Source organism: Mesorhizobium sp. Cs1299R1N1 (assembly GCF_037179655.1).
GTDB lineage: Bacteria > Pseudomonadota > Alphaproteobacteria > Rhizobiales > Rhizobiaceae > Mesorhizobium > Mesorhizobium salmacidum.
Genome location: NZ_JAPYKR010000005.1, coordinates 31317 through 56898 on the forward strand (window position 1 = coordinate 31317; position 25582 = coordinate 56898).

Below are 25582 nucleotides of genomic sequence, written 5' to 3' on the forward strand. Positions count from 1 at the left end.
GAATAACGCGAATTTGCATCTGGGGGTGACATGGCTTTGAAATCGTATGACACCGCTTCTGTTCCCTCCGACTGGCACAGTTCGTGCTTGATTGAGGCGCAAGCGGGGGCTCACAACCCGTTTTTTTGGCAGTGGAGGCCACTTTTTACATGAAAAAGATCGAAGCGATCATCAAGCCATTCAAGCTGGACGAAGTGAAGGAAGCGCTTCAGGAGGCCGGACTGCAAGGCATCACCGTGACCGAGGCCAAGGGGTTCGGGCGCCAGAAGGGTCACACTGAACTCTACCGTGGCGCCGAATATGTCGTCGACTTCCTGCCCAAGGTGAAGATCGAGGTCGTGCTCGGCGACGATGCCGTGGAAGGCGCGATCGAGGCCATCCGCAAGGCGGCCCAGACCGGCCGCATCGGCGACGGCAAGATCTTCGTCTCCAACATCGAGGAAGTCGTGCGCATCCGCACCGGCGAAACCGGAATGGACGCGGTTTGATCCGAGCCGGCCATCCTCTAAGAAACGTCATCCATCAAAAAATGTCAGCACACAGGGATACATGACATGACGACAGCCAAAGACATCATGAAGCAGATCAAGGACAACGACGTGAAATTCGTCGACCTGCGCTTCACCGACCCGAAGGGCAAGCTGCAGCACGTGACGATGGATGTTGTCGAGGTCGAGGAAGACATGTTTGCCGACGGCGTCATGTTCGACGGCTCCTCGATCGCCGGCTGGAAGGCCATCAATGAGTCCGATATGGTGCTGATGCCCGATACGGACACGGTCCACATGGATCCGTTCTTCGCGCAGTCGACCATGGTCATCCTGTGCGACATCCTCGATCCGGTCTCGGGCGAATCCTACAACCGCGATCCGCGCGGCACGGCCAAGAAGGCCGAGGCCTACATGAAGTCGGAAGGCATCGGCGACACCATCTATGTCGGCCCGGAAGCCGAGTTCTTCGTGTTCGACGACGTCAAGTACAAGGCCGATCCCTACAACACCGGCTTCAAGCTGGATTCGACCGAACTGCCGTCGAACGACGACACCGATTACGAGACCGGCAATCTCGGTCACCGCCCGCGCATCAAGGGCGGCTATTTCCCGGTACCGCCGATCGATTCGGCACAGGACATGCGCTCCGAAATGCTGACGGTGCTCGCCGAAATGGGCGTGCGCGTCGAAAAGCATCACCATGAGGTGGCCGCCGCCCAGCACGAACTCGGCATCAAGTTCGACACGCTGGTCCGCAACGCCGACAAGATGCTGATCTACAAGTACGTCGTGCACCAGGTCGCCAACGCCTATGGCAAGACCGCGACCTTCATGCCGAAGCCGATCTTCGGCGACAACGGCTCGGGCATGCACGTTCACCAGTCGATCTGGAAAGGCGGCAAGCCAACTTTCGCCGGCAATGAGTATGCCGGTCTGTCGGAGAGCTGCCTGTTCTACATCGGCGGCATCATCAAGCATGCCAAGGCGATCAATGCCTTCACCAACCCACTGACCAACTCCTACAAGCGTCTGGTGCCAGGCTACGAGGCGCCGGTGCTGCTCGCCTATTCGGCGCGCAACCGTTCGGCGTCCTGCCGCATCCCGTTCGGCAGTTCACCGAAAGCGAAGCGCGTCGAGGTCCGCTTCCCCGATCCGGGCGCGAACCCCTATCTCGCTTTCGCCGCCATGCTGATGGCCGGCCTCGACGGCATCAAGAACAAGATCCATCCGGGACAACCGATGGACAAGGATCTTTACGACCTGCCGCCGAAGGAGCTGAAGAAGATCCCGACCGTCTGCGGTTCGCTGCGCGAAGCGCTCCAGAGCCTCGACAAGGACCGCGGCTTCCTGAAGGCCGGCGGTGTCTTCGACGACGACCAGATCGACAGCTATATCGAGCTCAAGATGGCCGAAGTGATGCGCTTCGAAATGACCCCGCATCCGGTCGAATACGATATGTACTATTCCGTCTAAGGTTTCCGTTCGGATAGTGTTTCAAAGCCCTTGAAGGATTTCCCCCTTCAAGGGCTTTTTTGCTGATCCAAGGAGGACGCATCACAGCTGGGGCAGCCGGCCCTCTTGGCCGCCGCAGAAGACCTCGGGTTGGGTGGCAAAAAACCCGTTCGAGCAAGTTGGCGGATGGCCTTTCGGGACGCAATCGAACGCCAGGAGCGAGCGGCGCACTGCCTCAGGCTGCAATGCCCGCTCGTCCGGCGCCCCCGCCAATGCCGTCGTTCACGAAACCCCCGCCCCGTTCGAACAGCATCGCTTTGGCGTAACCCCCAAGGCGACGAATACGCATGCCGCGCCGTGGCCTGTCAACGCCGCCTTCCGGAGGCACAAATCGCCGATTTCGATGTATGAACAGTGGCTTATATAACGGGTCGGTGGTGTACGGACGAGCTGAAACAGGCTGATTTCCGGGCTTTTTCAATGAAACTCGGAAATGCATGAGACGAGTGGCGGCAAGGGGCGTCAACCAAAGCCTCTCGTTCGGCTAAAATTGCCCGTCGCTTTTCAACCTGACTTTTTTTGGGGGAATTCGCCGTTCCGGCAAAAAGGCCCGGGCGTTTCCGCCCGGGCCTTTTCCACAATGAACATCCGCGTGCGGCGCGGAGCCGACCACGCCGCAAAGAATCAGGCAGCGGCCGAAACCTCTGCGCTCGCCGGCACCGAAGCGATCGTCTTCAGGATCTGCGAGGCGATCTGGTAGGGGTCGCCCTGAGAATTCGGACGGCGGTCTTCCAGATAGCCCTTGTAGTCGTTCTTGACGAACGAATGCGGGACGCGGATCGAGGCGCCTCGATCGGCGATGCCATAGCTGAACCTGTTCCACGGCGCTGTCTCGTGCTTGCCGGTCAAACGTTTGTCGTTGTCCGGGCCGTAGACGGCGATGTGGTCCATCAGGTTCTTGTCGAAGGCCGCCATCAGCGCTTCGAAATAGGCCTTGCCGCCGACTTCACGCATATAGGACGTCGAGAAATTGGCATGCATGCCCGAGCCGTTCCAGTCGGTGTCGCCGAGCGGCTTGCAGTGGTATTCGATGTCGATGCCGTACTTCTCGGTCAGGCGCTGCATCAGATAGCGGGCCATCCACATCTGATCGGCGGCCTTCTTGGAACCCTTGCCGAAAATCTGGAATTCCCACTGGCCCTTGGCCACTTCGGCATTGATGCCTTCGTGGTTGATGCCGGCCGCGAGGCAGAGATCAAGATGCTCCTCGACGATCTGGCGCGCAACGGAGCCGACATTCGAATAGCCGACGCCGGTATAGTACGGGCCCTGCGGCGCGGGATAGCCGCTTTCGGGGAAGCCGAGTGGACGGCCATCCTTGTAGAAGAAATACTCCTGCTCGAAGCCGAACCAGGCGCCTTCGTCGTCGAGGATGGTGGCGCGCTTGTTGGATGCATGCGGCGTAACGCCGTCGGGCATCATGACTTCGCACATGACGAGCACGCCGTTGGTGCGGGCCGGATCGGGATAGACGGCGACCGGCTTCAGCACGCAATCTGAGCTATGCCCCTCGGCCTGCTGCGTCGAGGACCCGTCGAAACCCCACAGCGGCAGCTGATCGAGCGTCGGGAACTCGGCGAATTCCTTGATCTGCGTCTTGCCGCGAAGATTGGGGACCGGGGTGTATCCATCGAGCCAGATATACTCGAGCTTGTATTTGGTCATTCTAGAGCCTCTCGTTGCTTGGACACCGCAAGCAGGCGATGTCGATGCATGGCCGAAACAGGCCGGCCTGCCGCCGATTAAAAAGCAATTCGTATGCCACTCGGCCTCCGACGGGTGCGGCAAAATGGTCATGCCAAGGCTTTGATTTTGCTGAGCCGTCTCGGCAATGCGTCAAGATCGGCCAAACGGCAATACTGCTTAAATCATAGGCAAATCATGATCTTTTCCTGAGCATATTGCCTAAATGACTCGCAGAACCTATTTTGATGAGAACTGAATCGGCAAGCTTCTGAAAAAGCAGGGAGACCGGCAATGCAAGTCACGCAATCGCGTCCGTCGGCGAAAATCCTGATGTTCCCGCTGGCAGCGCGCAAGCCTGCCTTAAATTTAGGCGCCAAGGCCAAATTCGCGGCAGAGCTTGCCGCGCTTCGCGGCGAGCACGCCGATTCCGATGGCTGGTATCACGAGGCCGCCGTCGAGGAAGAGAATCCGCAACGGAAGAGCTGAAGCCCTCCACGTCGATCTCACATGAAAAAGCCCGGCGCGATCGCTCGCGCCGGGCTTTTCGTTCGTATCGGCCGATCGGCTACTCCTTGGTGTGCAGGTCGGTCCCGAGCGTATCCTTGACGAAGATCATGCCGATGATCAACGTCATTGCCGCGATTACCACCGGATACCAGAGGCCATAATAGATATCGCCCTTGTAGGCGCTGAGCGCGAACACCGTCGCCGGTAGCAGGCCGCCGAACCAGCCATTGCCGATGTGGTAGGGCAATGACATGCCAGTGTAGCGAATGCGAGTCGGGAACATCTCGACAAGGATCGCCGCGATCGGCCCGTAGACCATGGTCACGAACAGCACCAGGATGAACAGGATACCGATTGTCATCGGCCAGTTCACCGCCGCCGGATCGGCGAACATGGCGAAGGCGCCGCCGCCCGGTATGTTGTAGACGGTGACCTCGGGCGCGCCCGCGGCCTCTTCGGTGGTCAAGAGCTTGTCCTTGACCGCCTGATCAATCGGCACAGTCGCCTTCTCACCGGCACGGATCGCGGCAGCGTCCAGCTTCAGTTCCGGGTTGGCGGCAACAAACGCATCGAGTTTCTGGTCCGCAACCTTGATCGCCGCACGCTTCAGCGGATAACCGCCGTCCCGCAGGGACATGTTGACAGCCTTGACGAAGGCCGCGTCCTTGGCCTTGGCCTGATCGCCGGCGGCGACCGCGTCGTAGGACGCCACCGTCTCTGTACCAATCTTGACTGACGCGGCCGTTCCGGGCGCGGCCGTCGACACCACATCGTACGGTACCGAGTTCTTGGTCAGGAACGAAGTCGCGATGTCGCAGGACGTCGTGAATTTCGCGGTTCCGACCGGATTGAACTGGAACCTGCAGTCGCCGGGTGCTGCCGTCACAGTTGCCCGAGTGCTCTGCTGTGCCTTGGCGAGCGCTGGATTGGCGGTCCAGGTCAATGCCTTGAACAGCGGGAAGGTGCAGACGATGGCGAGCGCCAGGCCAGCCATGATGATCGGCTTGCGGCCGATCTTGTCGGAGAGCCAGCCGAACACGACGAAGAAGATCGAGCCGAGCGCCAGCGCGATGGCGATCATGATGTTGACCGACTGCGCGTCGACCTTCAGCACGTTTTGCAGGAAGAACAGCGCGTAGAACTGGCCATTGTACCAGACGACGGCCTGACCGGCGGTGAGGCCGAGCAGCGCCAGGAGCGCGATCTTCGCGTTTTTCCACTGACCAAAGGCTTCCGAGAGCGGCGCCTTGGAGCCCTTGCCCTCGTCCTTCATCTTCTGGAAGGTCGGGGACTCCGAGAGAGACAACCGGATCCAGATCGAAATGGCGAGCAGCAGGAAGGAGACGATGAAAGGAATGCGCCAACCCCAGGCGGCGTAGCTCTCCTTGCTCAGCGATCCCTGCACAATCAGGATGACGATCAGCGACAGGAACAGGCCGAGCGTCGCTGTCGTCTGGATCCAAGAGGTGTAAAAGCCGCGGCGATCATCAGGCGCGTGCTCGGCGACATAGGTCGCCGCACCACCATATTCGCCGCCCAGCGCCAAACCCTGCAGCATGCGCAGGACAATCAGGATCACCGGAGCAGCGATGCCCAGGGTTGCATAGCCGGGCAACAAGCCGACCAGGAAGGTCGACAGGCCCATGATCGTCATGGTGACCAGGAATGTGTATTTGCGGCCGACGAGGTCGCCGATGCGACCGAACAGCAGCGCGCCGAACGGGCGCACCAGGAAACCTGCGGCAAAGGCCAGCAGCGCGAAGATGTTGCGCGTTGCCTCGGGAATCGTCGGACTGAAAAAGGTCGAGCCGATGAAAGCCGCCAGCGAGCCGTAGAGATAGAAATCATACCATTCGAAAACGGTGCCGAGCGAGGAAGCGAAGATGACTTTCTTCTCCTCCCGCGTCATGCCCCGGCTCCTTCCGCCGGCGGTCGATGCCATTGCCATTGAGTTATCCTCCCGTGAGACCCAGTCCTAGATGCTGTGCGCCAACGTCCGCGTTCTCCTCCGAACGCGGACTCAAAAAGCGCAGCCAGCACATGAAAAATGGCAGAAACCGCCGGGGAAAGGCACCGCGACGATGGGATTATGACTTTCGTATTAGGTGCAGTGCGAAGGCGGAGCGAAGTGCTCAGGCCCGCAGCGCCTCGAGCAAGCTGACGGCGGCCATCATGTCTCGTTTGCGGGCGGCACGACGCGCGGCTGCTTCGGCGTCCTGTCCCCACTGCGCGATCTGCCAGTCCTCGTCGACATGGCCGACGGCCCAGGCCTCCTCGCCGTCGAGCTCGCCGAAATCGACCGCCAACGCCAGCAATGCCGAGCCGGTCAGCGATGTCATGACATGAATGGCGGCCAGGCGCAGCGGCTCGGCGCGCTGCGCCAGGTGGCTGCCCAGCACGGCAATGGTTTCGCGCGGCTGCTCGACAGAGATGATACCCTCGGCAAGGTTGAAGCGAACCCCAAGCGCGGCGCGTGCCCAGTCGATGACGGGATCCCACTGTTCGTTCTGCCGCTCGACCAGCCCTTGCGGGGCATCGGCGCGGTAACAGAGCAGATCCGACGAGGCAAACCGCAGAATGTCTTCCAGCACCGCCTGCGGATCGCTGGCCACGCCATCGATGGCGGTGTTGACCAGCCGCATCACCGGCATCGTCACCGGATTGATCGTCTCGCCCTGTTCCGCGAACTCGCCGGCAACCAGCGCCGCGGCCGCCTCGGTCGGCAGCGCCAGCAGCGCCTTGCCCGGCGTGCGCACCGGCCTGCCGTCGAGTTGCACCGCGAAGCCAGCTTCCACCGGCACGACCGAGACCTCCTTGTAGAAGCGCTTGGGCAGCGGCGTCTTCATCTGGATCTGAGCGCGACGTACCGGATCCGGATCGGAAAGATACTTGCCCGCTTCAAGGTCGTTGAGGATATCACGCATGAAGTCTCTTTCTCACACCGGTGTCAGCTTGCGTGCCGGCCGGTTGACGATGATCAGCCCCGCCGCAATCAAGCCAAGTGCCAGAAAAATGCGAATGGTCAGCGGCTCGTTCAAGATGATCGCACCGCATAAAACACCGAAGACCGGCGACAGGAAGGTGAAGCTCGACAGCCCTGAGGCCGGATAGCGGCGCAGCAGCCAGAACCACAGCACGTATGTAAAGGCGACGAAATAGATTGCCTGGAAAAGCAGCGCCAATGTCGGCAGCAAGGCTGGATCGCGAACGGGTGGGCCCGCGAGAGGCATTACCAACACGCCAACGATCGCCGCGCCAGCGAGTTGATAGAGCAGCAGCTTCTCCGCGCTTGCCTCGACCAGTTTCGATCGCTTGATGAGGATATTGGTCAGGGCCCAGAAAAACCCGGAACCAAGGCTCAGGAGATCGCCGAACAGCATGTCTCCGCTACCGCCGAGCTTGTCGGAAAAAACGGTGGCGAGACCCGCGAAAGCCAACAGCAGGCCAAGGAACTTGCGCGTGGTGATCTGTTCGCCGAGCAGAAAGTGGCCGCCGATCAGCATCCAGAACGGCATTGAGTTGACCAGCAGCGTGTTGCGGGCAACGGTGGTGTGCTCCAGCCCGACATAGAGGCAAAGGAACTCGATGCCGAAAAGCACGCCGACCGCGATGCCGGCCAGCAATGTCCCATCCCTGGTGAACAGCGCAATGCCGCGCCAGCGGCACCAGAGGAAGACGCAGAAGCCGCCGATGACCGAGCGTGCGATTGACAGGAAGACGGGGTCGTAGCCGGCGTAGGAGATCTTGGCGGCGACATAGTTCAGGCCCCAGGAGAAGGTCAGCCCGGCCATGATGGCGGCGGCGGCCATATCGACCGTGTCGCGCCGATCGAGCGCGTCGGTGGCGCCGCCCACGGTCAATCCTCCGCGCTGGCGTCGTCGAAGCCGATCAGGTTCCAGCTCTGGCGCATGTGCGGCGGCATCGGCGCGGTGACGTCGATAACGCCCTTGTCCGGGTGCGGGATAATGATGCGGCGCGCGTGCAGATGCAGGCGGTTTTGAATGCCGCCGGGAAAATCCCAGTTGGTGTCGGCTTCGAAGTATTTCGGGTCGCCGATGATCGGGCAGCCGATATAGGCGGCATGGACGCGGAGCTGGTGGGTGCGGCCCGTATAGGGCTCCATCTCCAGCCAGGTCATGGTCTGCGCCGCCTGCTCGATGATGCGGTAATAGGACACGGCATGGTCGGCGCCCTTTTCACCATGCGCGGCGACGCGCATGCGGTCGCCATCCTCTGTCGGCTCCTTGATCAGCCAGGTCGAGATCTTGTCCTCGCGCTTGGGCGGCACGCCCTTGACCAACGCCCAGTAGGTCTTCTTGGTTTCTCGCGCCCGGAACGCCTCGGAGAGCTTCATGGCGGCAAGCCTTGTACGGGCGACAACCAGCACGCCCGACGTATCGCGGTCGAGCCGATGCACCAGCCGCGGCTTCTCGCCCTTCTGGCTGCGCCAGGCTTCCAGCATGTCGTCGACATTGCGCGTGACGCCGGAGCCGCCCTGAACCGCAAGGCCCGCCGGCTTGTTGAAGACGAAGACCTTCGGGTCCTCATGGAGCAGCATCTTGGCGAGCACATCGGCGTCGCCCTGGTTGCGGATCGAGTGGCCCGTGAGCGCGCTCTCGCCCTTCTTGTCCACCTCGAGCGGCGGCACACGCACCATCTGGCCCGGCTCGACGCGGGTGTCGGCCTTGACCCGGCCGCCATCGACGCGGATCTGGCCGGAGCGCAGCAGCTTCTGCAGGTGGCCGAAGCCAAGTCCCGGGAAATGCGTCTTGAACCAGCGATCGAGCCGCATGCCCGCTTCGCCGGCTTCCACCGTGATCTGTTCAACGCCTGCCATAGTTCCAATCGCCGTTTCGCCGGATGCAACCGTATTCGCCGCGTCCGCAACCTTACACGCGAGAGACACTGGACCCGTCGCCCGGATCCATTGCAGGTCACTCGTTCTCGGTTCCATATTGCAGAACCTGAACTTTCTCCAGTGTGATCAGGCCGCTTATCATGATTGTTTCAAGCGCGGGTAGGAAAGCAGCTATCTTTTCCTCGCCGTCGACGATCTCGATCACTAGCGGGAGATCCTCCGACAGACGGAGGATTTTCGTGGTGTGGAGTCGGCTGGAATGGCCGAACCCCATCGCGCCGCGCAGGACGGTCGCACCGGCAATCTGCATTTCGCGGGCCTTGAGCACGATTGCTTCATACAGCGGGTGGCCATCCGCCCGGTCGTTCTCGCCGATGAATATGCGCAGCAATTGCGCCTGCCTTGGTATCTTCATTGCCCGGATCCTCTCAGTCGGTTGAGGCGCATTGCAAAGATGTGGCCAAGCCAGACGGCGGCAAGCCACGCTATCACGGAGATAGCGATGTTGAGCCCCGCCGCCACATACCTTCCATTCTGCACCAGGGTGAGGGTTTCAAGGCTGAACGCCGAAAAGGTCGTCAGGCCTCCGCAGAAGCCGACCATGAAGAATTGGCGCTGCAGCGGGCTGGCAAAGACGCGGCCGTCGGGGCCCGTCAGCGTCGCGTAGAAACCGATGAGGAAGGAGCCGACAATATTCACGAGGAGCGTGCCGAAGGGAAATCCATTGCCCCACAGCGCGGTACTCGCCAATGAGGCAAGCGCCCGCAACACGCCGCCGATCATGCTGCCGGCAGCCACGGTCGCATAGGTACGAACCGTTTCACTCGTTTTGCGCCAGCCAATACGGCCCGTGGCTAACCCTGCCGCAGCGAGATCCGACCCGCCGGAGCCGAGCTTCTGCCGACCGCTCACAGCGTCCCGCCACCGATCAAAAGACTTGCCGCGGCAAAGCCCAGCGCCACGCCGCCAAGGCTCAGAAAGACCGAAAGCACCATATTGCCACCGGCGCGTAGCCATTCGCCCTCGCGCGCCAGCGCCAGCGTCTGCAGGCTGAAGGACGAAACCGTGGTATAGCAGCCGAGGCAGCCGGTAACGGCAAAGGCCCAAATAGCAGGCATCGCATCGCGCGCCACCGCATGCGCGATGACGCCGATCGCAAAGGCTCCCGAGACGTTGACGACCATCGTCCCCCAGGGAAAAGTCTCGCCGACCCGGCGGGCGACGAAGCCGGACAGGAAAAAGCGGGCCATTCCGCCGAGCGTGCCGCCGAGACAAACAAGCAATAGATACATCGCGATCCCTCTTGCCGGTCACTAGGAAGTTGTCAGGCAGTTCCAGCCTTCTTGGTCTTGGTCGAACCGATCATCTTCCAGTTCTTGTAGAACATTGAGTTGATGCGCTCGACGCTCACCGAGACGATGGCGAGCATGCCGGCGATCAGGCGAGGGAACAGGGACGGGCGAATGATATCCATGAACACGCAGTAGCGGCGGCCATCATATTCGTTGACCGAGCGATGCAGCAGCGTGTCGTCGAAAATGAACTGCGGATTGTCGTACCAGTAGTTCTTGACGTTGCCGCATTCGACGAAAATCTCAGCTTTCACCGGGATCAGATTGTAGAGGATGCGCAGGCTGAGCCGCAGCGGCCCGAAATGCCAGGAGGTCGATTCGCGCTTGCTGAAGACGGAAACGGCGATCGTCTTGATGTATTTGAAATCCTTGTTGAATTCCTCGACATTGTCTATCCTGTGCTTGCCGTACCACTGGTAGACATACATGCCGCGCCGGCCGGCGCCGAAATTGGCGTCGATGTCGGCGATGATCTCGTCCTTGCGCGCCTTGAACACATCAAGGATCTCGTTGACCTCACGCTGATAGTCGGCGGGAAACTGCTCCAGCTTCCACACGCCCGGATTTCTGTAGCATAGAAGATCGACCAGCAGGTTGAAGGGTGAGAGCAACCAGGTGAAGAGCCCGTTGCCAAGGAAGTAGCCGCTGAACAGCGCCAGATCCTTCCTGTCGTTGCGCAGCACATCGATCAGACCACAGACGATGAAGATCGTCGTCAGGATCGGTATGAAATAGAAGCCAAGGGCAAGAATCGGGATGGCAATAGCGAATTTGCGAAGTGATTTGCGAAGGGTTTTTGTCATTTTTCCACGCGCGATGCGCGATCCTGTTGCGAATGAGGTGCCCAAATCATGGCAACGGCCACCGCCCGACCGTGCGCCTTGATAGGGTTTTTTGGGTCACCGCACAACGGCCATGGTATCCGGCCGGGCTGGCTGCTTGGTGAGCCTGCCGGGCTGTCAATGCACCGCCGGCAAGCCAAGCTCGTCCCATTTGTCCCTGGCCACGGGATCGCCGACCAGGAACTCAAAGCCAATGACGCTTTCGCCGTCCTGTGCGAGCTGGCATTTGAACTTCAGACTGTACCAGTTTTTGCGGCTGCGGAAAGCCGCACCATCAGCGGCGATCGTCGTGCCGGTTATCTTTTCCTCGGCGGTTGCGTAGGGCACCACCCGCTCCGGCTGGAAATCCGCATGCCATTGGCGGATCTGATCCATGGCCTCCAGATTGCAAAGCTGCACCATCCGCTCGTCGGATGCGAAGGTCTTGAGATCGGCGCGCGCCTGCCTGCTGCGCGGATCGGCCAGGGTCTTGGCCGACAGCATCCGCGTCGGGCGAATCATGGCAGGCGCGGCGGGCGGTTGGGTTTTGGGCGGGTTCGAAGCAGGCGGTGGCTCTGCCGCCCTCGCCTCCGGCACCGCCGCAGCGGCGGAGGCCGGCGGCGGTCTCGCCGATGCCTCGAACTGTTCAGGCGTCAGGATGTCGACCGACACCCGCTCTTCCTCCAGCCGGTTCGGCCGCTTCGGCAACGGCATCAATGCCAGTGTCGCGGCGAACAGTGTATGAAGGACGACCGAAGTTGAAATGCCCCAGGGCGAAGCCTCGTCCCGAAGCGTGACGACCACCGGGCGACGCAAACAGGCTATTCCCGCTCTTTGCGCAGCTTTGCCCAGTAGTCGAGCCGCTTTCTGATATCGCGCTCGAAACCACGCTCGGGCGGATCGTAAAAGGTCTGTCGACCCATCTTTTCGGGAAAATAGTCCTGGCCTGAAAAGGCGTCCGGCTCATCATGGTCGTAACGATAGCCGGCGCCGTAGTCCTCCTCTTTCATCAGCTTGGTCGGCGCGTTGAGGATGTGCTTGGGCGGCAGCAGTGAGCCATGTTCCTTCGCGGCCCGCGTGGCTGCCTTGAAGGCCGTATAGACGGCGTTGGATTTAGGCGCCGTGGCGAGATAGACGGTGGCCTCGGCGAAAGCGAGTTCGCCCTCCGGAGAGCCGAGATAGTCATAGGCATCCTTGGCGGCGTTGGCGACGACCAGTGCCTGCGGATCGGCCAGCCCGATGTCCTCCATCGCCATGCGCACCAGCCGGCGGCCGAGATAGAGCGGATCCTCGCCGGCATCGAACATGCGCGCGAGATAGTAGAGTGCGGCATCCGGATCCGAGCCGCGCACCGACTTGTGCAGCGCCGAGATCAGGTTGTAATGGCCGTCCTGGCCTTTGTCGTAGATCGGCGCACGGCGCTGGACGATGCGCTGCAGCCCTTCGGGATCGAATATCTCGCCAGGCTTGGCGGCACGCCAGACTTCCTCGGCCAGCGTCAGCGATGCGCGCCCGTCGCCATCGCTCATGCGGATGAGCATCGCCCGCGCCTCGTCATCGAGCGGCAGCGCCCTGCCCTCGGTCTCCTCCGCCCGCGTCATCAGCTTGGCGATGCTGTCTTCGCCGAGCGAATGGAAGACCATGACCCGCGCGCGCGATAACAAGGCCGCGTTGAGTTCGAAGGACGGGTTTTCAGTCGTGGCGCCGACCAGGACGACCGTTCCATCCTCCATGACGGGGAGAAAAGAATCCTGCTGGGCACGGTTGAAGCGGTGGATCTCGTCAACGAAAAGCAGGGTTTGGCGGCCGTTGGCGCGGCGCAGCTTGGCCGCCTCGAACACTTTCTTCAGATCGGCGACGCCGGAAAAGACGGCCGATATCTGCTCGAAGGCAAGACTGGTCTCGCCGGCAAGCAGCCTTGCCACCGTGGTCTTGCCGGTGCCGGGCGGCCCCCAGAAGATCATCGAGCCCAGCGAACCGGAGCCGATCAGCCGGGTCAGCGCGCCATCGGGGCCCGTCAAATGCTCCTGGCCGACGACCTCGCCAAGGTTCTTCGGACGCAACCTGTCGGCCAGCGGCCGCCCGGGCGGCACCTTTTCCGGTTCGTCGACGCTGAACAGATCGGCCATGCACTTCCTCAGAGCAATTCCAGGAAAAGCGTGAAGCCTTTTCCGTCCGGAATTACGTCAAAACAAGGAGATAGAGCGGATCGGCGTTTCGGCAAAACGCCGATCTGCTTTAAGTTTGGAGCGCAATCCCATCAGGGGTCGAACTCAGTAACGCAACACCTGGCGCAGTATCTGCCCACCGCGCTCGACGGTAAAGCGCCACCAGCGCGTATCCTGCTGGGCTACCTGCGCCAACATTGCGGCGGTGTCGATGCTGGTGCCGTTGACCTCGCGCACGATGTCGCCAAGCTGGAAGCCGAAATCGGCGGCCGGCGAATCACGGTTGATGTCGATCACGGTCACGCCCTTGAGATCGGTGCGCAGGCCGAGCTTCTGGGCCAGCCGCGGCGACAGTTCCGAGACCTTGGCGCCCGAGAACGGGCTACGGCCATGCAGCGTCACTTCCGAGGCTTTTGCACCCTCCGGCGCGCGCTCCAGCGCGATATCCATCGCCGCCTGCTGGCCCTTGGTCAGGATCGCGAAATTCGCCTTGGCACCGATCGACAGGGTCGCCATGCGATAGTCCAGCGCCTCGATGCTCTCGACCGGCTTGCCGTTGATCTGCAGCACGACATCGCCCGGCTTCAGCCCTGCCTTGCCGGCGGGACCCGTCGCGTCGACCGAGGAGACCAGCGCCCCAATTGGCTTTTCCATGCCGAGTGATTCGGCGATCTGCGGCGTCACCGCTTCGAATTCGGCGCCGATATAGGGCCGTTCGAAGAAATCGAGGCCGGCCTTGGCGGCATCGGCGAAAGCCCGCACCATGTTGGCGGGAATGGCAAAACCGATACCGATCGAGCCGCCGCTGCGGCTGTAGATGGCGGTATTGATGCCGACAAGCTGGCCGCCCATATTGATCAGCGCACCGCCGGAATTGCCCGGATTGATGGCGGCATCGGTCTGGATGAAATAGCCAGAGTCCGAAACGCCTATATGGCTGCGAGCAAGGGCGGAAACGATACCGCTGGTGGTGGTCTGGCCGACGCCGAAGGGATTGCCGATGGCCAGCACCAGGTCGCCGACCTCGAGCGCGTCGGAATCGCCGATGGCGATGACCGGGAACGGCTTGTCGGACTCGATCTTGAGCACGGCCAGATCGAGCGTCTCGTCCTTGAGCATCACCTTGCTGGTGAATTCACGGCCGTCGGCGGTCGCCACCTTGACCTCGTCGGCGTCCTTGATGACATGGAAGTTGGTGACGATGACACCGCTCGGATCGACCAGCACGCCCGAGCCCAGCGAAGACTGCGCACGCGGCTGGGCGCGGCCGAAAAACTCCTCGAAGAAGGGATCGCCTTCGAAAGGCGAGGTCACCTTGGCCGTCTGCGAGGCATAGACATTGACCACCGCCGGCGCCGTCTGCTTGACCAGCGGCGCGAAGGAAAGCTGGACCTCCTCGCGGCCGAACGGCACGCGCTTGTCCGGGCCGGAAGTGGCATTCTCGCCTTCGACGCCATGCAACAAGTCGGTCAGCACATCGGAGAGCCCCGGATCGGCTGGCTTGGCGGCGTCCTCGGCCAGCGCCTGCCGGACTGCCGGTGCCGCTGCGAACACCATGAAGGCGCAGAGCAGAACAAGGGACAGTTTTTTGGCGCGCATTGCGAATCCTCCAAGCGAGTTCGGGCGCATTGTCCCGACGAATGTGCAAAATGAAAGGCTAAGCCGCTGAAATCCGATTATTTTCGCGGCAATCAATATTTTTGGCTGCGCCTTTGCGCGCGGAATATGAAAAAGGGGCCCGCAGGCCCCTTTAAATCAATCTGGAAGGACGAAACCTTATGCGGCTGCGGCTTCGTCCGAGCCTTCCGCCTCGAGGCGGGCGCGGTCGCCGGCGCCCTTGGCCGAGGTGTCGCGGTCGACGAACTCGATGACCGCCATCGCGGCATTGTCGCCATGACGGAAGCCGGCCTTCATGATGCGCAAATAGCCGCCGTTGCGGGTGGCGTAGCGCGGGGCGATGGTATCGAACAGGCGCTTGACGACGCCTTCATTGCCGATCTGCGCGATCACCTGGCGGCGGGCGTGCAGGTCGCCGCGCTTGCCGAGCGTCACCAGCTTCTCGACGATGGGACGCAGGTCCTTCGCCTTCGGCAAGGTGGTGACGATCTGCTCGTGCTCGAGCAGCGACACCGCCAGATTGGCGAACATCGACTTCCGGTGGCTTATGCTGCGGGCGAAGCGGCGGCCTTTGAAACCGTGGCGCATGGCTCTTTTCCTTCTTCAGTTGTTCAAGAGGCCACGGCCTCTGATGGTTTTCCGCACGACCGTCGGATCGAGCGGCTCACGCCGCCGATCCTTGGAGTTCATGCTCAATATTGGTCTTCGTAACGCTTTGCGAGGTCTTCGATGTTTTCCGGCGGCCAGTCCGGCACTTCCATACCGAGGTGCAGGCCCATCGCCGCCAGAACTTCCTTGATCTCGTTCAGCGACTTGCGGCCGAAGTTCGGGGTGCGCAGCATCTCGGCTTCGGTCTTCTGGATGAGATCGCCGATGTAGACGATGTTGTCGTTCTTCAGGCAGTTGGCCGAACGCACCGAAAGCTCGAGTTCGTCGACCTTCTTGAGCAGCGCCGGATTGAAGGCGAGCTCGGTGACGGCTTCCGCGGCGACTTCCTTCTGCGGCTCGTCGAAGTTGACGAACAGGCCAAGCTGGTCCTGCAGGATGCGGGCTGCGAAAGCCACCGCATCCTCGCCCGAGATCGAACCGTCGGTCTCGATGGTCATGGTCAGCTTGTCATAGTCGAGAACCTGGCCCTCGCGGGTGTTCTCGACCTTGTAGGAGACCTTCTTGACCGGCGAATACAAACTATCGACCGGGATCAGGCCGATCGGCGCGTCTTCGGCGCGGTTGCGCTCCGCAGGCACATAGCCCTTGCCCGTGTCGACGGTGAATTCCATGCGGATTTCAGCGCCTTCGTCCAGCGTGCAGATGACGTGGTCGGGGTTGAGGATCTCGACGTCGCCAACCGTCTGGATGTCGCCGGCCAGAACCGCGCCCGGGCCCTGCTTGCGCACGACCATGCGCTTGGGGCCATCGCCTTCCATGCGGATGGCGATTTCCTTGATATTCAAGACGATGTCGGTCACGTCCTCGCGCACGCCGGCGATGGACGAGAATTCATGCAGAACACCGTCGATCTGCACGGCGGTGACAGCCGCACCGCGCAGCGAAGACAGGAGCACGCGGCGCAGCGCGTTGCCGAGCGTCAGGCCAAAGCCGCGTTCGAGCGGCTCGGCGACCAGCGTGGTCAGCGTCTTCTTCTTCGACGAGAACTCGATCTTGTTCGGCTTGATCAGTTCCTGCCAATTTTTCTGGATCATGATGCTTTCCTTCCGTTGACCCGCCACCATCCAATCGTGGCGGGCGACCTGGAATACCGCGGAGGAGCGCCCTGGGCGCTCACGCGGCGTTCGATAAATTGCTTAGACGCGGCGCTTCTTGCGCGGGCGGCAGCCATTGTGCGGGATCGGCGTCACATCACGGATCGAGGTGATGGTGAAGCCGGCCGCCTGCAGGGCCCGCAACGCCGATTCACGACCGGAGCCCGGTCCGCAGACCTCGACTTCGAGCATGCGCATGCCGTGTTCCTGGGCCTTCTTGGCAACGTCCTCGGCAGCCATCTGGGCGGCGAACGGGGTCGACTTGCGCGAACCCTTGAAGCCCTGGGCACCGGCCGACGACCAGGCGATCGAATTGCCCTGCGCGTCGGTGATGGTGATCATCGTGTTGTTGAAGGTCGAATTGACGTGGGCAACGCCCGACGAGATGTTCTTGCGTTCGCGGCGGCGAACACGTGCGGCTTCCTTGGCCATGGTAGTCCTTTCAGTTGATCTCTACACCGCCGTAATGCCAGCGGCTCCACCTGGAAAAGTGAATAGTGAATTGGTGAGTAATGACGAGGTGCAGGCGTTAACGCCGGTTCTCACTACTCACTAACAGCTACTCACTCCCAATTACTTCTTCTTGCCGGCGATCGACTTGGCCGGGCCCTTGCGGGTACGTGCATTGGTGTGCGTGCGCTGACCGCGAACCGGCAGCGAGCGGCGGTGACGCAGGCCGCGGTAGCAGCCGAGATCCATCAGACGCTTGATGTTCATCGACACTTCGCGGCGCAGGTCGCCTTCGACCTGGTAATCGCGGTCGATGGTCTCGCGGATCTGCAGCACTTCCGCGTCGGTCAGCTGGTTGACGCGGCGCTCGGCCGGGATGCCGACCTTGTCGACGATCTCCTGGGCGAACTTCTTGCCAATGCCGTGAATGTACTGAAGCGCGATGACGACGCGCTTGTTGGTCGGAATGTTGACGCCGGCTATACGAGCCATGTTCTTCTCTTCTCCATATCGGCCAGCCAACCCTCAAAAAGGCAGATCCGGCGCTATCCACATTGCCCCGCGTCCGGTGGAGGCCGGCCCTTGCGGGAGTTTCCAGTTCAAAGCGACTGCCTTGCCCTTGCGGACAAGCAAAGTGCGCACCTGATAGGAAGACGGGCCGCCATACCGCAGCGAGCCTCCTCCGTCAAGCTTAATCTTTAAATTCCCTTACCGCGCCTTCGCGGCCGCCACGACCACGGCTTCGATCTCCGCGGTCACCGCGTCGATACTGGCCATGCCGTCCACGGTCTTGAGCTTGCCCTTGGCGTAATAGTAGCCGGTCAGCGGAGCGGTTTTCTTGTAGTACTCCCGCAGGCGCTCTTCGAACACAGCGGGATTGTCGTCCTTGCGCACTGGCTGGCCAGCCGCCTTGGCATCATCGGCGCGCTTGACGATCCGACCGACCAAGGCCCTGTCGTCGACGACAAGTTCGATGACCGTATCGAGACCAATGCCGCGCTCCAGGAGCATCGATTCAACCGCATCGGCCTGCACCAGCGTACGCGGATAACCATCGAGGATGAAACCCCTGGCGCAGTCGGCCTGATCGATACGCTCAGCGACGATGGCGTTGACGATGGTGTCCGAGACCAGCTCGCCGGCATCCATCACCGCCTTGGCGCGCTTGCCGACCTCGGTACCCGCCTGGACGGCGGCACGCAGCATGTCACCCGTCGAGAGCTGGGGTATGCCGTGTTTTTCTACCAATCTTTGTGCTTGTGTCCCCTTGCCCGCCCCCGGCGGCCCAAGCAAAATCAACCTCATCTGGCTTTCTTCCCCCCGCGCAGCTTCGACTTCTTGATCAGCCCTTCATACTGGTGCGCGATCAGGTGACCCTGAATCTGCGCAACCGTATCGAGCGTGACACTGACCACGATCAGAAGCGATGTGCCACCAAGGTAGAATGGTACGCCAGTCGCCGAGATCAGGAACTCCGGCAGCAGGCACACCAGCACCAGGTAGATGGCGCCGACGACGGTGATGCGGGTGAGAACGTAATCGATGTAGTCGGCGGTGCGCTCACCCGGGCGGTAGCCCGGGATGAAGCCCGAATGCTTCTTGAGCTGGTCGGCGGTGTCCTTCGGATTGAAGACAATCGCAGTGTAGAAGAAGGCGAAGAACACGATCATCGCCGCATAGAATGCCATGTAGAGCGGCTGGCCGTGGCCGAGCGAGGCCAGGATGGTGCTCGCCCAGGCCGGCATGTTGGTCGTCTGCGAGAAGCCGGCGACGGTGGCCGGCAGCAGGAGCAGCGACGACGCGAAGATCGGCGGGATGACGCCCGACGTGTTGAGCTTGAGCGGCAGGTGCGAGGTATCGCCCTGGAACATGCGGTTGCCGACCTGGCGCTTCGGATACTGGATCAGCAGGCGGCGCTGGGCGCGCTCGAAGAAGACGATGAGCGCGATGACGACGATGGCCAGCACGATGATCGCCAGGATCAGGCCGGTCGACAGCGCGCCGGTGCGGCCAAGTTCCAGCGTGCCGGAAATGGCGTGCGGCAGGCCGGCGACGATGCCGGAGAAGATGATCAGCGAAATGCCGTTGCCGATGCCGCGTGCGGTGATCTGCTCGCCGAGCCACATCAGGAACATGGTACCGCCGACCAGCGTGACGACGGTGGAGATGCGGAAGAACATGCCGGGATCGCTGACGATGCCGTTGCCGTTCTCAAGCCCGACCGAAATGCCGTAGGCCTGCACCAGCGCCAGGAGCACGGTGCCGTAGCGCGTGTACTGGTTGATGACCTTGCGGCCCTGCTCGCCTTCCTTCTTCAGCCCTTCCAGCGAGGGAATGACAGAGGTCATCAGCTGCATGATGATGGAGGCGGAGATATAGGGCATGATGCCGAGCGCGAAGATCGCCATGCGCTGCACGGCACCGCCGGCGAACATGTTGAACATGCCGAGCACGCCCTTGCTCTGCGAGGAGAAGGCCTGGGCGAAGGCGTCGGGATTGATGCCGGGAAGCGGGATGTAGGTGCCGAGGCGATAGACGAGCAACGCGCCGATGGTGAACCAGATGCGCTTCTTCAGGTCCTCCGCCTTGGCAAAGGCCGAGAAATTCAGATTCGAGGCTAGTTGTTCAGCAGCCGAAGCCATGCCTGATTCTCCGCTTGGTAACGCTTGATGGCCCGTGGGGTCAGGCGGTGCGTTTCACCGAAGCTCACGAGATAAGCTCCGGGCTGTAAACATGCAAGCGGCCGCGTTGACGCGGCCGCTAAATTGAGCAGATCAAAGCGCGATCGAAAGCAAAAACGAATGCCACTCTTGCCGACCGCACTTCAAATTGCCGTTACTCGGCAGCTGCCTTTTCCGGCAGCTTGACCGAACCACCGGCCTTTTCGATCTTCTCGATCGCGGCCTTGGAGGCGCCGGCGACGTCGAAGGCAAGCTTGGCCTTGAGTTCGCCGTCGGACAGCACGCGCACGCCATCCTTGACGCGACGGATGACGCCGGCGGCGACAAGCGTTTCGGCCGTCACGGTTGCCTTGACGTCAAGCCTCTTGGCATCGACGGCTTCCTGGATGCGGGCCAGCGAGACGACAACGAAGCTCTTGGCGAAGATGTTGTTGAAGCCACGCTTCGGCAGGCGCCGGTAGAGCGGCATCTGGCCACCCTCGAAGCCGTTGACGGCAACGCCGGAGCGCGCCTTCTGGCCCTTGACGCCGCGACCGGCGGTCTTGCCGGAACCTGAGCCGATGCCACGGCCGAGACGCTTCTTGGAGTGCGTCGCGCCGTCCTTGTCACGCAGATCGTTGAGTTTCATCTTGCTTCTCCTGCGCTTTGGCTCAGCCCTCGTCCACGACGCGGACGAGATGCTGGACGGCAGCGATCATGCCGCGCACGGAGGGCGTATCCTCCAGCGTGCGCTGCTTGTGCATCTTGTTGAGGCCGAGGCCGACCAGCGTCGCGCGCTGTTCCTTCGGACGGCGGATCGGCGAGCCGATCTGCTCAACGGTGATGGTTTTGGTTGCTTTCTTGGCCATGGTCAAAATCCCTGGTCAGATCGACTATTCTTCAGCCGCAACGGCGGTGCCGCGGCGGGCCTGAAGGGTCGAATACTTGATGCCGCGCGCCGCAGCCACATCCTTGGGATGCATCTGGCTCTTCAGCGCGTCGAAGGTGGCGCGAACCATGTTGTAGGGGTTCGACGAACCCATCGACTTGGCAACCACGTCATGCATGCCGAGCGTCTCGAAGACGGCGCGCATCGGGCCGCCGGCGATGATGCCGGTACCCTGCTTGGCGGCGCGCAGCAGCACGCGCCCCGCACCCCAGCGTCCTTCGACGTCGTGATGCAGCGTGCGGCCCGAGCGCAGCGGCACGAAGATCATGTCGCGCTTGGCCGATTCGGTTGCCTTGCGGATGGCTTCCGGCACTTCGCGCGCCTTGCCGTGACCGAAGCCGACGCGGCCCTTCTGGTCGCCGACGACGACGAGTGCGGCGAAGCCGAAGCGGCGGCCACCCTTGACGACCTTGGCGACGCGATTGATGTGGACGAGCTTGTCCACCATGCCGTCATCGCGTTCTTCACGCTCGCGGCCGCGGCCGCCTTCCCTACGTTCCTGTGCCATATCCTGTTCCTTGTTCTTTTCCGGAAGCACGGGTTGCTGATTGCTGATGCCGCTTTTGGGTCATCAGCGGTGAACTTCTCCTTTGCATGATCTTGTCCGAAAAGTCTGCAACTTTTCGGGATCATGCATTAGAAGCTGAGACCGCCTTCGCGGGCAGCCTCGGCCAGCGCCTTGACGCGGCCGTGATAGATGTACGGGCCGCGGTCGAAGACGACTTCCTTGACGCCTGCCTTGGTGGCGCGCTCGGCGATCAGCTTGCCGATCGCGGCGGCGGCGGCGGTGTCGGCGCCGGTCTTGAGCGAACCCTTGAGGTCCTTCTCAAGCGTCGAGGCGGCAGCGATAGTGTGCCCCTTGGCGTCGTCGATCACCTGGACGTAGATGTTCTTCGATGTGCGGTGCACAGAAAGGCGCGGACGCTCGCCGGCGACTTTCTTGATCTGGCGGCGGACGCGTTGCGCACGGCGCTGGATGGCTTCCTTGGTACCCATGATGTCTTCCTTGCCTTCAAAAAACGGGGGCCGCCATATGCGGCAGGCGAAGCGCCTCCCGCGACCGCTCCCCGCGGCGTTACACTTCCGTGGCTTGGCCCTGTCCGAAAAGTCTGCAACTTTTCAGGGCCAAGCAGACTACTTCTTCTTGCCTTCCTTGCGGACGATCTTCTCGCCGGCGTAACGGACACCCTTGCCCTTGTAAGGCTCAGGACCGCGGTATTCGCGGATTTCCGCGGCAACCTGGCCGACCTGCTGCTTGTCGATGCCGGCCACGGTGATTTCGGTCGGCTTCGGCACGGTGATCGTGATGCCGGCCGGCGTCTCGTAGACGACATCATGGCTGAAGCCAAGAGCCAACTGCAGGTTCTTACCCTGCAAGGCAGCGCGATAGCCGACGCCGGTGATCTCGAGCTTCTTCTCGAAGCCGTCCTTGACACCCTGCAGGATGTTGACGATCTGCGTGCGCGACATGCCCCACTTGGAGCGAGCTGTCTTGGTCTGGTCGCGCGGCTGGACAGCGATCTCGCTGCCTTCCATCTTGACCAGCACTTCGTCGTTCACCACGAACTTCAGCTCGCCCTTGGGGCCCTTCGCCGTCACGGTCTGGCCGTTGACGGTCGCGGTCACGCCCTGCGGCAGCGAAACGGGTTTCTTTCCAATACGAGACATTTTGTTGTCCTCGTCACTTCTCTTGTTTCAGGTCTCTGTCTTCGGAACGATCCGAAGACCGGATTCCAATTCGCGGTGAGCTGCCAGATCAGAAGATCTGGCAGAGGATCTCGCCGCCGACGTTCTGCTCGCGTGCTTCGTGGTCGGCCATCACGCCCTTCGGTGTCGAAAGGATGGCGATGCCGAGGCCGTTGGCGACGTGCGGGATCGACTTGGCCGAAACGTAAACGCGGCGGCCAGGCTTCGAAACGCGGGCGATTTCGCGCACGACCGGAGCACCGTCGAAATACTTCAGTTCGATTTCGATCTCGGACTTGCCGTTGTCGAAGTCGGTCTGGCTATAATCGCGGATGTAGCCTTCAGCCTTCAGCACGTCGAGGACGCGGGTGCGCAGACGCGAGGCCGGCGTCGAGACACTCGACTTCTTGCGGCCATAGGCGTTGCGGATGCGGGTCAGCATATCGCCGAGAGGATCGCTCAATGACATGTTATGTCCTCCTTACCAGCTCGACTTGACCAGGCCCGGGATCTGGCCGTTATTGCCGAGATCCCGAAGCGCGATGCGCGATACTTTGAGCTTGCGATAGTAGGCACGCGGACGGCCGGTGACTTCGCAGCGGTTGCGGATGCGGATCTTGGCCGAGTTGCGCGGCAGGGCAGCAAGCTTCAGCTGAGCGCGGAAGCGCTCTTCCATCGGCTTGGACTGATCCATGATGATCGCCTTCAGCGCGGCGCGCTTGGGACCGTACTGGTCTGCAAGCTTGCGGCGCCTGTTGTTCTTCTCGACTGAGCTGGTCTTTGCCATTTCAGATTTTTCCTTTTCTCGCTGCCGTTACTGGCGGAAGGGGAAGTTGAAAGCCTTGAGCAAAGCCCTGGCTTCGTCGTCCGTCTTCGCAGTCGTACAAACGATGACGTCCATGCCCCAGATCTGATCAACCTTGTCGTAGTTGATCTCCGGGAACACGATGTGTTCCTTGATGCCCATGGCGTAGTTGCCACGGCCATCGAAGCTCTTCGGATTCAATCCGCGGAAGTCGCGGACGCGCGGCAGCGCAATGTTCACGAGGCGATCGAGGAACTCGTACATGCGTTCCTTGCGCAGCGTGACCTTGGCGCCGATCGGCATCTTCTCGCGAACCTTGAAGCCCGCGATCGAATTGCGGGCGCGGGTCACGACGGCCTTCTGGCCGGCGATCATCGCCAGGTCCTCGGCCGCGACCGAAGGCTTCTTCGAATCGGCGGTCGCTTCGCCCACACCCATGTTCAGCACGATCTTGTCGATGCGCGGAACCTGCATCTCGTTGTCGTAGCCGAATTGCTCCTGCAGCGCCTTGCGGATGGTCTCGTTGTAGACCTGCTTGAGGCGCGGCGTGTTGTTGGCAGTCGCCTGCTTGGTTTGAGCCTTAGCCATTGATGACTTCTCCCGAGCGCTTGGCGACGCGCACCTTCTTGCCGTCCTTCTGGAAGATGAAACCGACGCGGGTCGGCTTGCCATCCTTCGGATCGGCCAGCGCGATGTTCGACAGCTGGATCGGCGCTTCCTTGGTGATGATCCCGCCCTCTTGGGACTGGGACTGCTTCTGGTGACGACGGATCATGTTGACGCCGCGCACCAGTGCGGTGTCATCCTTCGGCTGAACCGAGAGGACTTCGCCCGAACGGCCCTTGTCCTTGCCGGCCAGCACGACGACCTTGTCGCCTTTTCTAATCTTTTGCATTGGTCCGGCTCCTTACAGCACTTCAGGCGCGAGCGAGATGATCTTCATGTGGTTCTTGGCGCGGAGTTCGCGCGGAACCGGTCCGAAGATACGCGTGCCGATCGGCTCTTTCTTGTTGTCGACGAGAACGGCCGCGTTCTTGTCGAAACGGATCACGCTGCCGTCCGGGCGGCGGATGTCCTTGGCCGTGCGAACCACGACCGCCTTCATCACATCGCCCTTCTTAACGCGGCCGCGCGGAATGGCTTCCTTGATCGACACCACGATGATGTCGCCCACGGAAGCGTATTTCCGCTTCGAGCCGCCCAGCACCTTGATGCACATGACACGACGCGCGCCGGAATTATCCGCCACGTCGAGGTTTGTTTGCATCTGAATCATGACTGGCCGCCTTCTTCTTTTCTAACGGGACGGGCTCGAAGCCCCTCCCCGGTCTGTCCAAAATTCGTTGTTTACGCCCGGAGGTCAGGCTTGGTCCGAGGACACGACGATCCAGCGCTTGTCCTTGGAAATCGGCTTCGATTCCTGGATGAACACCTGATCGCCGACCTTGTGGGCGTTGTTCTCGTCGTGCGCCTTGTACTTCTTGGTCATGCGCACGGTCTTCTTCATCACGGGATGCGTGAAGCGCCGTTCGACCTTGACGACAACCGTCTTCTCGTTCTTGTCGCTGACGACGGTGCCCTGCAGAATGCGCTTTGGCATGGTTTTCGTCCTTAAGCCTTCTTGGCCGCGGACTTTTCCGCAGCGATGGTCTTGATACGCGCAATGTCCTTGCGAACCTGCCTCACGCGCGCGGTCTTCTCGAGCTGGCCGGTGGCCTTCTGGAAGCGCAGGTTGAACTGCTCCTTCTTCAGGCTGGCCAGGTCGTCGGTCAGCTGGTCCTGGGTCTTGGTCCGGATGTCTTCGGCTTTCATGATCAGCCCGTCCTTATTCTGCGATGCGCTGTACGAAGCGCGTCCTGACCGAGAGCTTGGCCGCGCCGAGACGCAGCGCCTCACGGGCGGTTTCTTCATTGACGCCGTCGATCTCGAACATGATGCGGCCCGGCTTGACGCGCGCCGCCCAATAGTCGACCGCGCCCTTGCCCTTGCCCATGCGGACTTCGGTCGGCTTCGACGTGACCGGCACATCCGGGAAAATACGGATCCACACGCGGCCGGCGCGCTTCATTTCGCGAGTGATCGCGCGGCGGGCCGCCTCGATCTCACGCGCGGTGACGCGGTTCGGCTCAAGCGCCTTCAGCCCGAAACCACCGAAATCCAGGTTGGTGCCGCCCTTTGCGGTACCATGGATACGGCCCTTGAACTGCTTGCGGAACTTTGTGCGCTTTGGCTGCAGCATCGTTCTAACTCCAAATTC

At 61.6% G+C, this 25582-nt stretch carries 34 protein-coding genes; 3 read left to right on the forward strand and 31 right to left on the reverse strand.

Going from position 1 to position 25582, the window contains the following annotated elements; all coding sequences use genetic code 11:
• Positions 1–149: 149 nt before the first annotated feature.
• Positions 150–488 (forward strand): P-II family nitrogen regulator, encoded by a 339-nt coding sequence (locus O7A70_RS12150; RefSeq protein WP_006205430.1) that lies wholly within the window; start codon positions 150–152, stop codon positions 486–488.
• 66 nt (positions 489–554) lie between these two features.
• A complete protein-coding gene (gene glnA, locus O7A70_RS12155; protein WP_337140589.1) occupies positions 555–1964 on the forward strand; it encodes a type I glutamate--ammonia ligase in 1410 nt (469 codons plus the stop codon).
• Positions 1965–2627: 663 nt separating this feature from the next.
• Here glnA and O7A70_RS12160 read toward each other — a convergent pair.
• Positions 2628–3668: a glutamine synthetase beta-grasp domain-containing protein gene (locus tag O7A70_RS12160; RefSeq protein WP_140505231.1), complete on the reverse strand. Its 1041-nt coding sequence runs from the start codon at positions 3666–3668 to the stop codon at positions 2628–2630.
• 312 nt (positions 3669–3980) lie between these two features.
• Between O7A70_RS12160 and O7A70_RS12165 the strand changes: the two genes are divergently transcribed.
• Entirely contained in the window at positions 3981–4175 is a 195-nt protein-coding gene (locus O7A70_RS12165; protein WP_027145591.1) for a DUF2735 domain-containing protein, read from the forward strand.
• 79 nt (positions 4176–4254) lie between these two features.
• On the opposite strand, the gene O7A70_RS12170 is transcribed toward O7A70_RS12165, so the two are convergent.
• From O7A70_RS12170 to rplP, 30 genes are all read right to left on the reverse strand, one after another.
• Positions 4255–6144, reverse strand: coding sequence for an MFS transporter (locus O7A70_RS12170; RefSeq protein WP_337140590.1), 1890 nt, complete (start codon positions 6142–6144; stop codon positions 4255–4257).
• Positions 6145–6328: 184 nt separating this feature from the next.
• Complete coding sequence (locus O7A70_RS12175) at positions 6329–7120, reverse strand: ATP12 family chaperone protein (protein WP_337140591.1); 792 nt, start codon at positions 7118–7120, stop codon at positions 6329–6331.
• A gap of 12 nt (positions 7121–7132) precedes the next feature.
• Complete coding sequence (locus O7A70_RS12180) at positions 7133–8005, reverse strand: DMT family transporter (RefSeq protein ID WP_337140867.1); 873 nt, start codon at positions 8003–8005, stop codon at positions 7133–7135.
• A gap of 47 nt (positions 8006–8052) precedes the next feature.
• Positions 8053–9033, reverse strand: coding sequence for an RluA family pseudouridine synthase (locus O7A70_RS12185; RefSeq protein WP_337140592.1), 981 nt, complete (start codon positions 9031–9033; stop codon positions 8053–8055).
• Positions 9034–9130: 97 nt separating this feature from the next.
• Entirely contained in the window at positions 9131–9469 is a 339-nt protein-coding gene (locus O7A70_RS12190) for a DUF190 domain-containing protein (protein WP_337140593.1), read from the reverse strand.
• Positions 9466–9837, reverse strand: a complete 372-nt coding sequence (gene crcB / locus O7A70_RS12195; protein ID WP_442920995.1) for a fluoride efflux transporter CrcB — start codon at positions 9835–9837, stop codon at positions 9466–9468. Before crcB (O7A70_RS12195) ends, O7A70_RS12190 begins: the two co-directional genes overlap by 4 nt.
• Before the next feature lie 125 nt (positions 9838–9962).
• Positions 9963–10346: a fluoride efflux transporter CrcB gene (gene crcB / locus O7A70_RS12200; RefSeq protein WP_337107156.1), complete on the reverse strand. Its 384-nt coding sequence runs from the start codon at positions 10344–10346 to the stop codon at positions 9963–9965.
• Between the two features lie 32 nt (positions 10347–10378).
• On the reverse strand, positions 10379–11209 hold the full coding sequence (locus O7A70_RS12205) for an aspartyl/asparaginyl beta-hydroxylase domain-containing protein (protein WP_337140594.1): 831 nt from the start codon (positions 11207–11209) through the stop codon (positions 10379–10381).
• A gap of 156 nt (positions 11210–11365) precedes the next feature.
• On the reverse strand, positions 11366–12043 hold the full coding sequence (locus O7A70_RS12210) for a DUF930 domain-containing protein (RefSeq protein ID WP_337140595.1): 678 nt from the start codon (positions 12041–12043) through the stop codon (positions 11366–11368).
• Positions 12044–12048: 5 nt separating this feature from the next.
• Complete coding sequence (locus tag O7A70_RS12215; RefSeq protein ID WP_224614514.1) at positions 12049–13356, reverse strand: replication-associated recombination protein A; 1308 nt, start codon at positions 13354–13356, stop codon at positions 12049–12051.
• Between the two features lie 144 nt (positions 13357–13500).
• Positions 13501–14994 (reverse strand): DegQ family serine endoprotease, encoded by a 1494-nt coding sequence (locus O7A70_RS12220; RefSeq protein WP_337140596.1) that lies wholly within the window; start codon positions 14992–14994, stop codon positions 13501–13503.
• 177 nt (positions 14995–15171) lie between these two features.
• Positions 15172–15600, reverse strand: a complete 429-nt coding sequence (gene rplQ / locus O7A70_RS12225) for a 50S ribosomal protein L17 (RefSeq protein WP_337140597.1) — start codon at positions 15598–15600, stop codon at positions 15172–15174.
• 104 nt (positions 15601–15704) lie between these two features.
• Positions 15705–16715, reverse strand: coding sequence for a DNA-directed RNA polymerase subunit alpha (locus O7A70_RS12230; RefSeq protein WP_006205443.1), 1011 nt, complete (start codon positions 16713–16715; stop codon positions 15705–15707).
• A gap of 102 nt (positions 16716–16817) precedes the next feature.
• Positions 16818–17207 carry a 30S ribosomal protein S11 gene (gene rpsK, locus O7A70_RS12235; RefSeq protein WP_006205444.1) on the reverse strand — a complete coding sequence of 130 codons (390 nt, stop codon included), beginning with the start codon at positions 17205–17207 and terminating at the stop codon, positions 16818–16820.
• Between the two features lie 141 nt (positions 17208–17348).
• Entirely contained in the window at positions 17349–17717 is a 369-nt protein-coding gene (rpsM, locus tag O7A70_RS12240) for a 30S ribosomal protein S13 (RefSeq protein WP_006205445.1), read from the reverse strand.
• A 216-nt stretch (positions 17718–17933) separates the two neighbouring features.
• On the reverse strand, positions 17934–18530 hold the full coding sequence (locus O7A70_RS12245) for an adenylate kinase (RefSeq protein WP_027145579.1): 597 nt from the start codon (positions 18528–18530) through the stop codon (positions 17934–17936).
• Complete coding sequence (gene secY, locus O7A70_RS12250; protein ID WP_337140598.1) at positions 18527–19867, reverse strand: preprotein translocase subunit SecY; 1341 nt, start codon at positions 19865–19867, stop codon at positions 18527–18529. The genes O7A70_RS12245 and secY overlap by 4 nt, the downstream gene beginning before the upstream one ends.
• 193 nt (positions 19868–20060) lie before the next feature.
• Positions 20061–20534 carry a 50S ribosomal protein L15 gene (gene rplO, locus O7A70_RS12255; RefSeq protein ID WP_337140600.1) on the reverse strand — a complete coding sequence of 158 codons (474 nt, stop codon included), beginning with the start codon at positions 20532–20534 and terminating at the stop codon, positions 20061–20063.
• A 22-nt stretch (positions 20535–20556) separates the two neighbouring features.
• A complete protein-coding gene (gene rpmD / locus O7A70_RS12260) occupies positions 20557–20754 on the reverse strand; it encodes a 50S ribosomal protein L30 (RefSeq protein ID WP_006205449.1) in 198 nt (65 codons plus the stop codon).
• 24 nt (positions 20755–20778) lie between these two features.
• The gene (gene rpsE / locus O7A70_RS12265) at positions 20779–21342 is read right to left on the reverse strand and encodes a 30S ribosomal protein S5 (RefSeq protein WP_032933400.1); all 564 of its coding nucleotides are present in this window, start codon (positions 21340–21342) and stop codon (positions 20779–20781) included.
• Positions 21343–21470: 128 nt separating this feature from the next.
• Entirely contained in the window at positions 21471–21830 is a 360-nt protein-coding gene (gene rplR / locus O7A70_RS12270; RefSeq protein ID WP_149907592.1) for a 50S ribosomal protein L18, read from the reverse strand.
• 138 nt (positions 21831–21968) lie between these two features.
• On the reverse strand, positions 21969–22502 hold the full coding sequence (gene rplF / locus O7A70_RS12275) for a 50S ribosomal protein L6 (RefSeq protein ID WP_013895694.1): 534 nt from the start codon (positions 22500–22502) through the stop codon (positions 21969–21971).
• Between the two features lie 88 nt (positions 22503–22590).
• Positions 22591–22989: a 30S ribosomal protein S8 gene (rpsH, locus tag O7A70_RS12280; protein WP_006205453.1), complete on the reverse strand. Its 399-nt coding sequence runs from the start codon at positions 22987–22989 to the stop codon at positions 22591–22593.
• 12 nt (positions 22990–23001) lie between these two features.
• A complete protein-coding gene (rpsN, locus tag O7A70_RS12285; RefSeq protein ID WP_010909282.1) occupies positions 23002–23307 on the reverse strand; it encodes a 30S ribosomal protein S14 in 306 nt (101 codons plus the stop codon).
• 27 nt (positions 23308–23334) lie between these two features.
• Complete coding sequence (gene rplE / locus O7A70_RS12290; RefSeq protein ID WP_032935916.1) at positions 23335–23913, reverse strand: 50S ribosomal protein L5; 579 nt, start codon at positions 23911–23913, stop codon at positions 23335–23337.
• Complete coding sequence (gene rplX, locus O7A70_RS12295; protein WP_006205456.1) at positions 23906–24220, reverse strand: 50S ribosomal protein L24; 315 nt, start codon at positions 24218–24220, stop codon at positions 23906–23908. Before rplX ends, rplE begins: the two co-directional genes overlap by 8 nt.
• Positions 24221–24232: 12 nt before the next feature.
• Positions 24233–24601 carry a 50S ribosomal protein L14 gene (gene rplN, locus O7A70_RS12300; protein ID WP_006205457.1) on the reverse strand — a complete coding sequence of 123 codons (369 nt, stop codon included), beginning with the start codon at positions 24599–24601 and terminating at the stop codon, positions 24233–24235.
• An 84-nt stretch (positions 24602–24685) separates the two neighbouring features.
• A complete protein-coding gene (gene rpsQ / locus O7A70_RS12305; RefSeq protein ID WP_010909280.1) occupies positions 24686–24925 on the reverse strand; it encodes a 30S ribosomal protein S17 in 240 nt (79 codons plus the stop codon).
• A gap of 11 nt (positions 24926–24936) precedes the next feature.
• The gene (rpmC, locus tag O7A70_RS12310; protein ID WP_006205459.1) at positions 24937–25137 is read right to left on the reverse strand and encodes a 50S ribosomal protein L29; all 201 of its coding nucleotides are present in this window, start codon (positions 25135–25137) and stop codon (positions 24937–24939) included.
• Between the two features lie 13 nt (positions 25138–25150).
• Positions 25151–25564, reverse strand: a complete 414-nt coding sequence (gene rplP / locus O7A70_RS12315; protein WP_006205460.1) for a 50S ribosomal protein L16 — start codon at positions 25562–25564, stop codon at positions 25151–25153.
• Positions 25565–25582 lie beyond the last annotated feature (18 nt).

What these genes read in the sequence shown, in the direction of transcription:
- O7A70_RS12150 (WP_006205430.1), top strand. Translation starts at nt 150, where the DNA reads ATGAAAAAGATCGAAGCGATCATCAAGCCATTCAAGCTGGACGAAGTG.
- glnA (WP_337140589.1), top strand. Translation starts at nt 555, where the DNA reads ATGACGACAGCCAAAGACATCATGAAGCAGATCAAGGACAACGACGTG.
- O7A70_RS12160 (WP_140505231.1), bottom strand. Translation starts at nt 3,668, where the DNA reads ATGACCAAATACAAGCTCGAGTATATCTGGCTCGATGGATACACCCCG.
- O7A70_RS12165 (WP_027145591.1), top strand. Translation starts at nt 3,981, where the DNA reads ATGCAAGTCACGCAATCGCGTCCGTCGGCGAAAATCCTGATGTTCCCG.
- O7A70_RS12170 (WP_337140590.1), bottom strand. Translation starts at nt 6,144, where the DNA reads ATGGCAATGGCATCGACCGCCGGCGGAAGGAGCCGGGGCATGACGCGG.
- O7A70_RS12175 (WP_337140591.1), bottom strand. Translation starts at nt 7,120, where the DNA reads ATGCGTGATATCCTCAACGACCTTGAAGCGGGCAAGTATCTTTCCGAT.
- O7A70_RS12180 (WP_337140867.1), bottom strand. Translation starts at nt 8,005, where the DNA reads ATGGCCGCCGCCGCCATCATGGCCGGGCTGACCTTCTCCTGGGGCCTG.
- O7A70_RS12185 (WP_337140592.1), bottom strand. Translation starts at nt 9,033, where the DNA reads ATGGCAGGCGTTGAACAGATCACGGTGGAAGCCGGCGAAGCGGGCATG.
- O7A70_RS12190 (WP_337140593.1), bottom strand. Translation starts at nt 9,469, where the DNA reads ATGAAGATACCAAGGCAGGCGCAATTGCTGCGCATATTCATCGGCGAG.
- crcB (WP_442920995.1), bottom strand. Translation starts at nt 9,837, where the DNA reads ATGATCGGCGGCGTGTTGCGGGCGCTTGCCTCATTGGCGAGTACCGCG.
- crcB (WP_337107156.1), bottom strand. Translation starts at nt 10,346, where the DNA reads ATGTATCTATTGCTTGTTTGTCTCGGCGGCACGCTCGGCGGAATGGCC.
- O7A70_RS12205 (WP_337140594.1), bottom strand. Translation starts at nt 11,209, where the DNA reads ATGACAAAAACCCTTCGCAAATCACTTCGCAAATTCGCTATTGCCATC.
- O7A70_RS12215 (WP_224614514.1), bottom strand. Translation starts at nt 13,356, where the DNA reads ATGGCCGATCTGTTCAGCGTCGACGAACCGGAAAAGGTGCCGCCCGGG.
- O7A70_RS12220 (WP_337140596.1), bottom strand. Translation starts at nt 14,994, where the DNA reads ATGCGCGCCAAAAAACTGTCCCTTGTTCTGCTCTGCGCCTTCATGGTG.
- rplQ (WP_337140597.1), bottom strand. Translation starts at nt 15,600, where the DNA reads ATGCGCCACGGTTTCAAAGGCCGCCGCTTCGCCCGCAGCATAAGCCAC.
- O7A70_RS12230 (WP_006205443.1), bottom strand. Translation starts at nt 16,715, where the DNA reads ATGATCCAGAAAAATTGGCAGGAACTGATCAAGCCGAACAAGATCGAG.
- rpsK (WP_006205444.1), bottom strand. Translation starts at nt 17,207, where the DNA reads ATGGCCAAGGAAGCCGCACGTGTTCGCCGCCGCGAACGCAAGAACATC.
- rpsM (WP_006205445.1), bottom strand. Translation starts at nt 17,717, where the DNA reads ATGGCTCGTATAGCCGGCGTCAACATTCCGACCAACAAGCGCGTCGTC.
- O7A70_RS12245 (WP_027145579.1), bottom strand. Translation starts at nt 18,530, where the DNA reads ATGAGGTTGATTTTGCTTGGGCCGCCGGGGGCGGGCAAGGGGACACAA.
- secY (WP_337140598.1), bottom strand. Translation starts at nt 19,867, where the DNA reads ATGGCTTCGGCTGCTGAACAACTAGCCTCGAATCTGAATTTCTCGGCC.
- rplO (WP_337140600.1), bottom strand. Translation starts at nt 20,534, where the DNA reads ATGAAACTCAACGATCTGCGTGACAAGGACGGCGCGACGCACTCCAAG.
- rpmD (WP_006205449.1), bottom strand. Translation starts at nt 20,754, where the DNA reads ATGGCCAAGAAAGCAACCAAAACCATCACCGTTGAGCAGATCGGCTCG.
- rpsE (WP_032933400.1), bottom strand. Translation starts at nt 21,342, where the DNA reads ATGGCACAGGAACGTAGGGAAGGCGGCCGCGGCCGCGAGCGTGAAGAA.
- rplR (WP_149907592.1), bottom strand. Translation starts at nt 21,830, where the DNA reads ATGGGTACCAAGGAAGCCATCCAGCGCCGTGCGCAACGCGTCCGCCGC.
- rplF (WP_013895694.1), bottom strand. Translation starts at nt 22,502, where the DNA reads ATGTCTCGTATTGGAAAGAAACCCGTTTCGCTGCCGCAGGGCGTGACC.
- rpsH (WP_006205453.1), bottom strand. Translation starts at nt 22,989, where the DNA reads ATGTCATTGAGCGATCCTCTCGGCGATATGCTGACCCGCATCCGCAAC.
- rpsN (WP_010909282.1), bottom strand. Translation starts at nt 23,307, where the DNA reads ATGGCAAAGACCAGCTCAGTCGAGAAGAACAACAGGCGCCGCAAGCTT.
- rplE (WP_032935916.1), bottom strand. Translation starts at nt 23,913, where the DNA reads ATGGCTAAGGCTCAAACCAAGCAGGCGACTGCCAACAACACGCCGCGC.
- rplX (WP_006205456.1), bottom strand. Translation starts at nt 24,220, where the DNA reads ATGCAAAAGATTAGAAAAGGCGACAAGGTCGTCGTGCTGGCCGGCAAG.
- rplN (WP_006205457.1), bottom strand. Translation starts at nt 24,601, where the DNA reads ATGATTCAGATGCAAACAAACCTCGACGTGGCGGATAATTCCGGCGCG.
- rpsQ (WP_010909280.1), bottom strand. Translation starts at nt 24,925, where the DNA reads ATGCCAAAGCGCATTCTGCAGGGCACCGTCGTCAGCGACAAGAACGAG.
- rpmC (WP_006205459.1), bottom strand. Translation starts at nt 25,137, where the DNA reads ATGAAAGCCGAAGACATCCGGACCAAGACCCAGGACCAGCTGACCGAC.
- rplP (WP_006205460.1), bottom strand. Translation starts at nt 25,564, where the DNA reads ATGCTGCAGCCAAAGCGCACAAAGTTCCGCAAGCAGTTCAAGGGCCGT.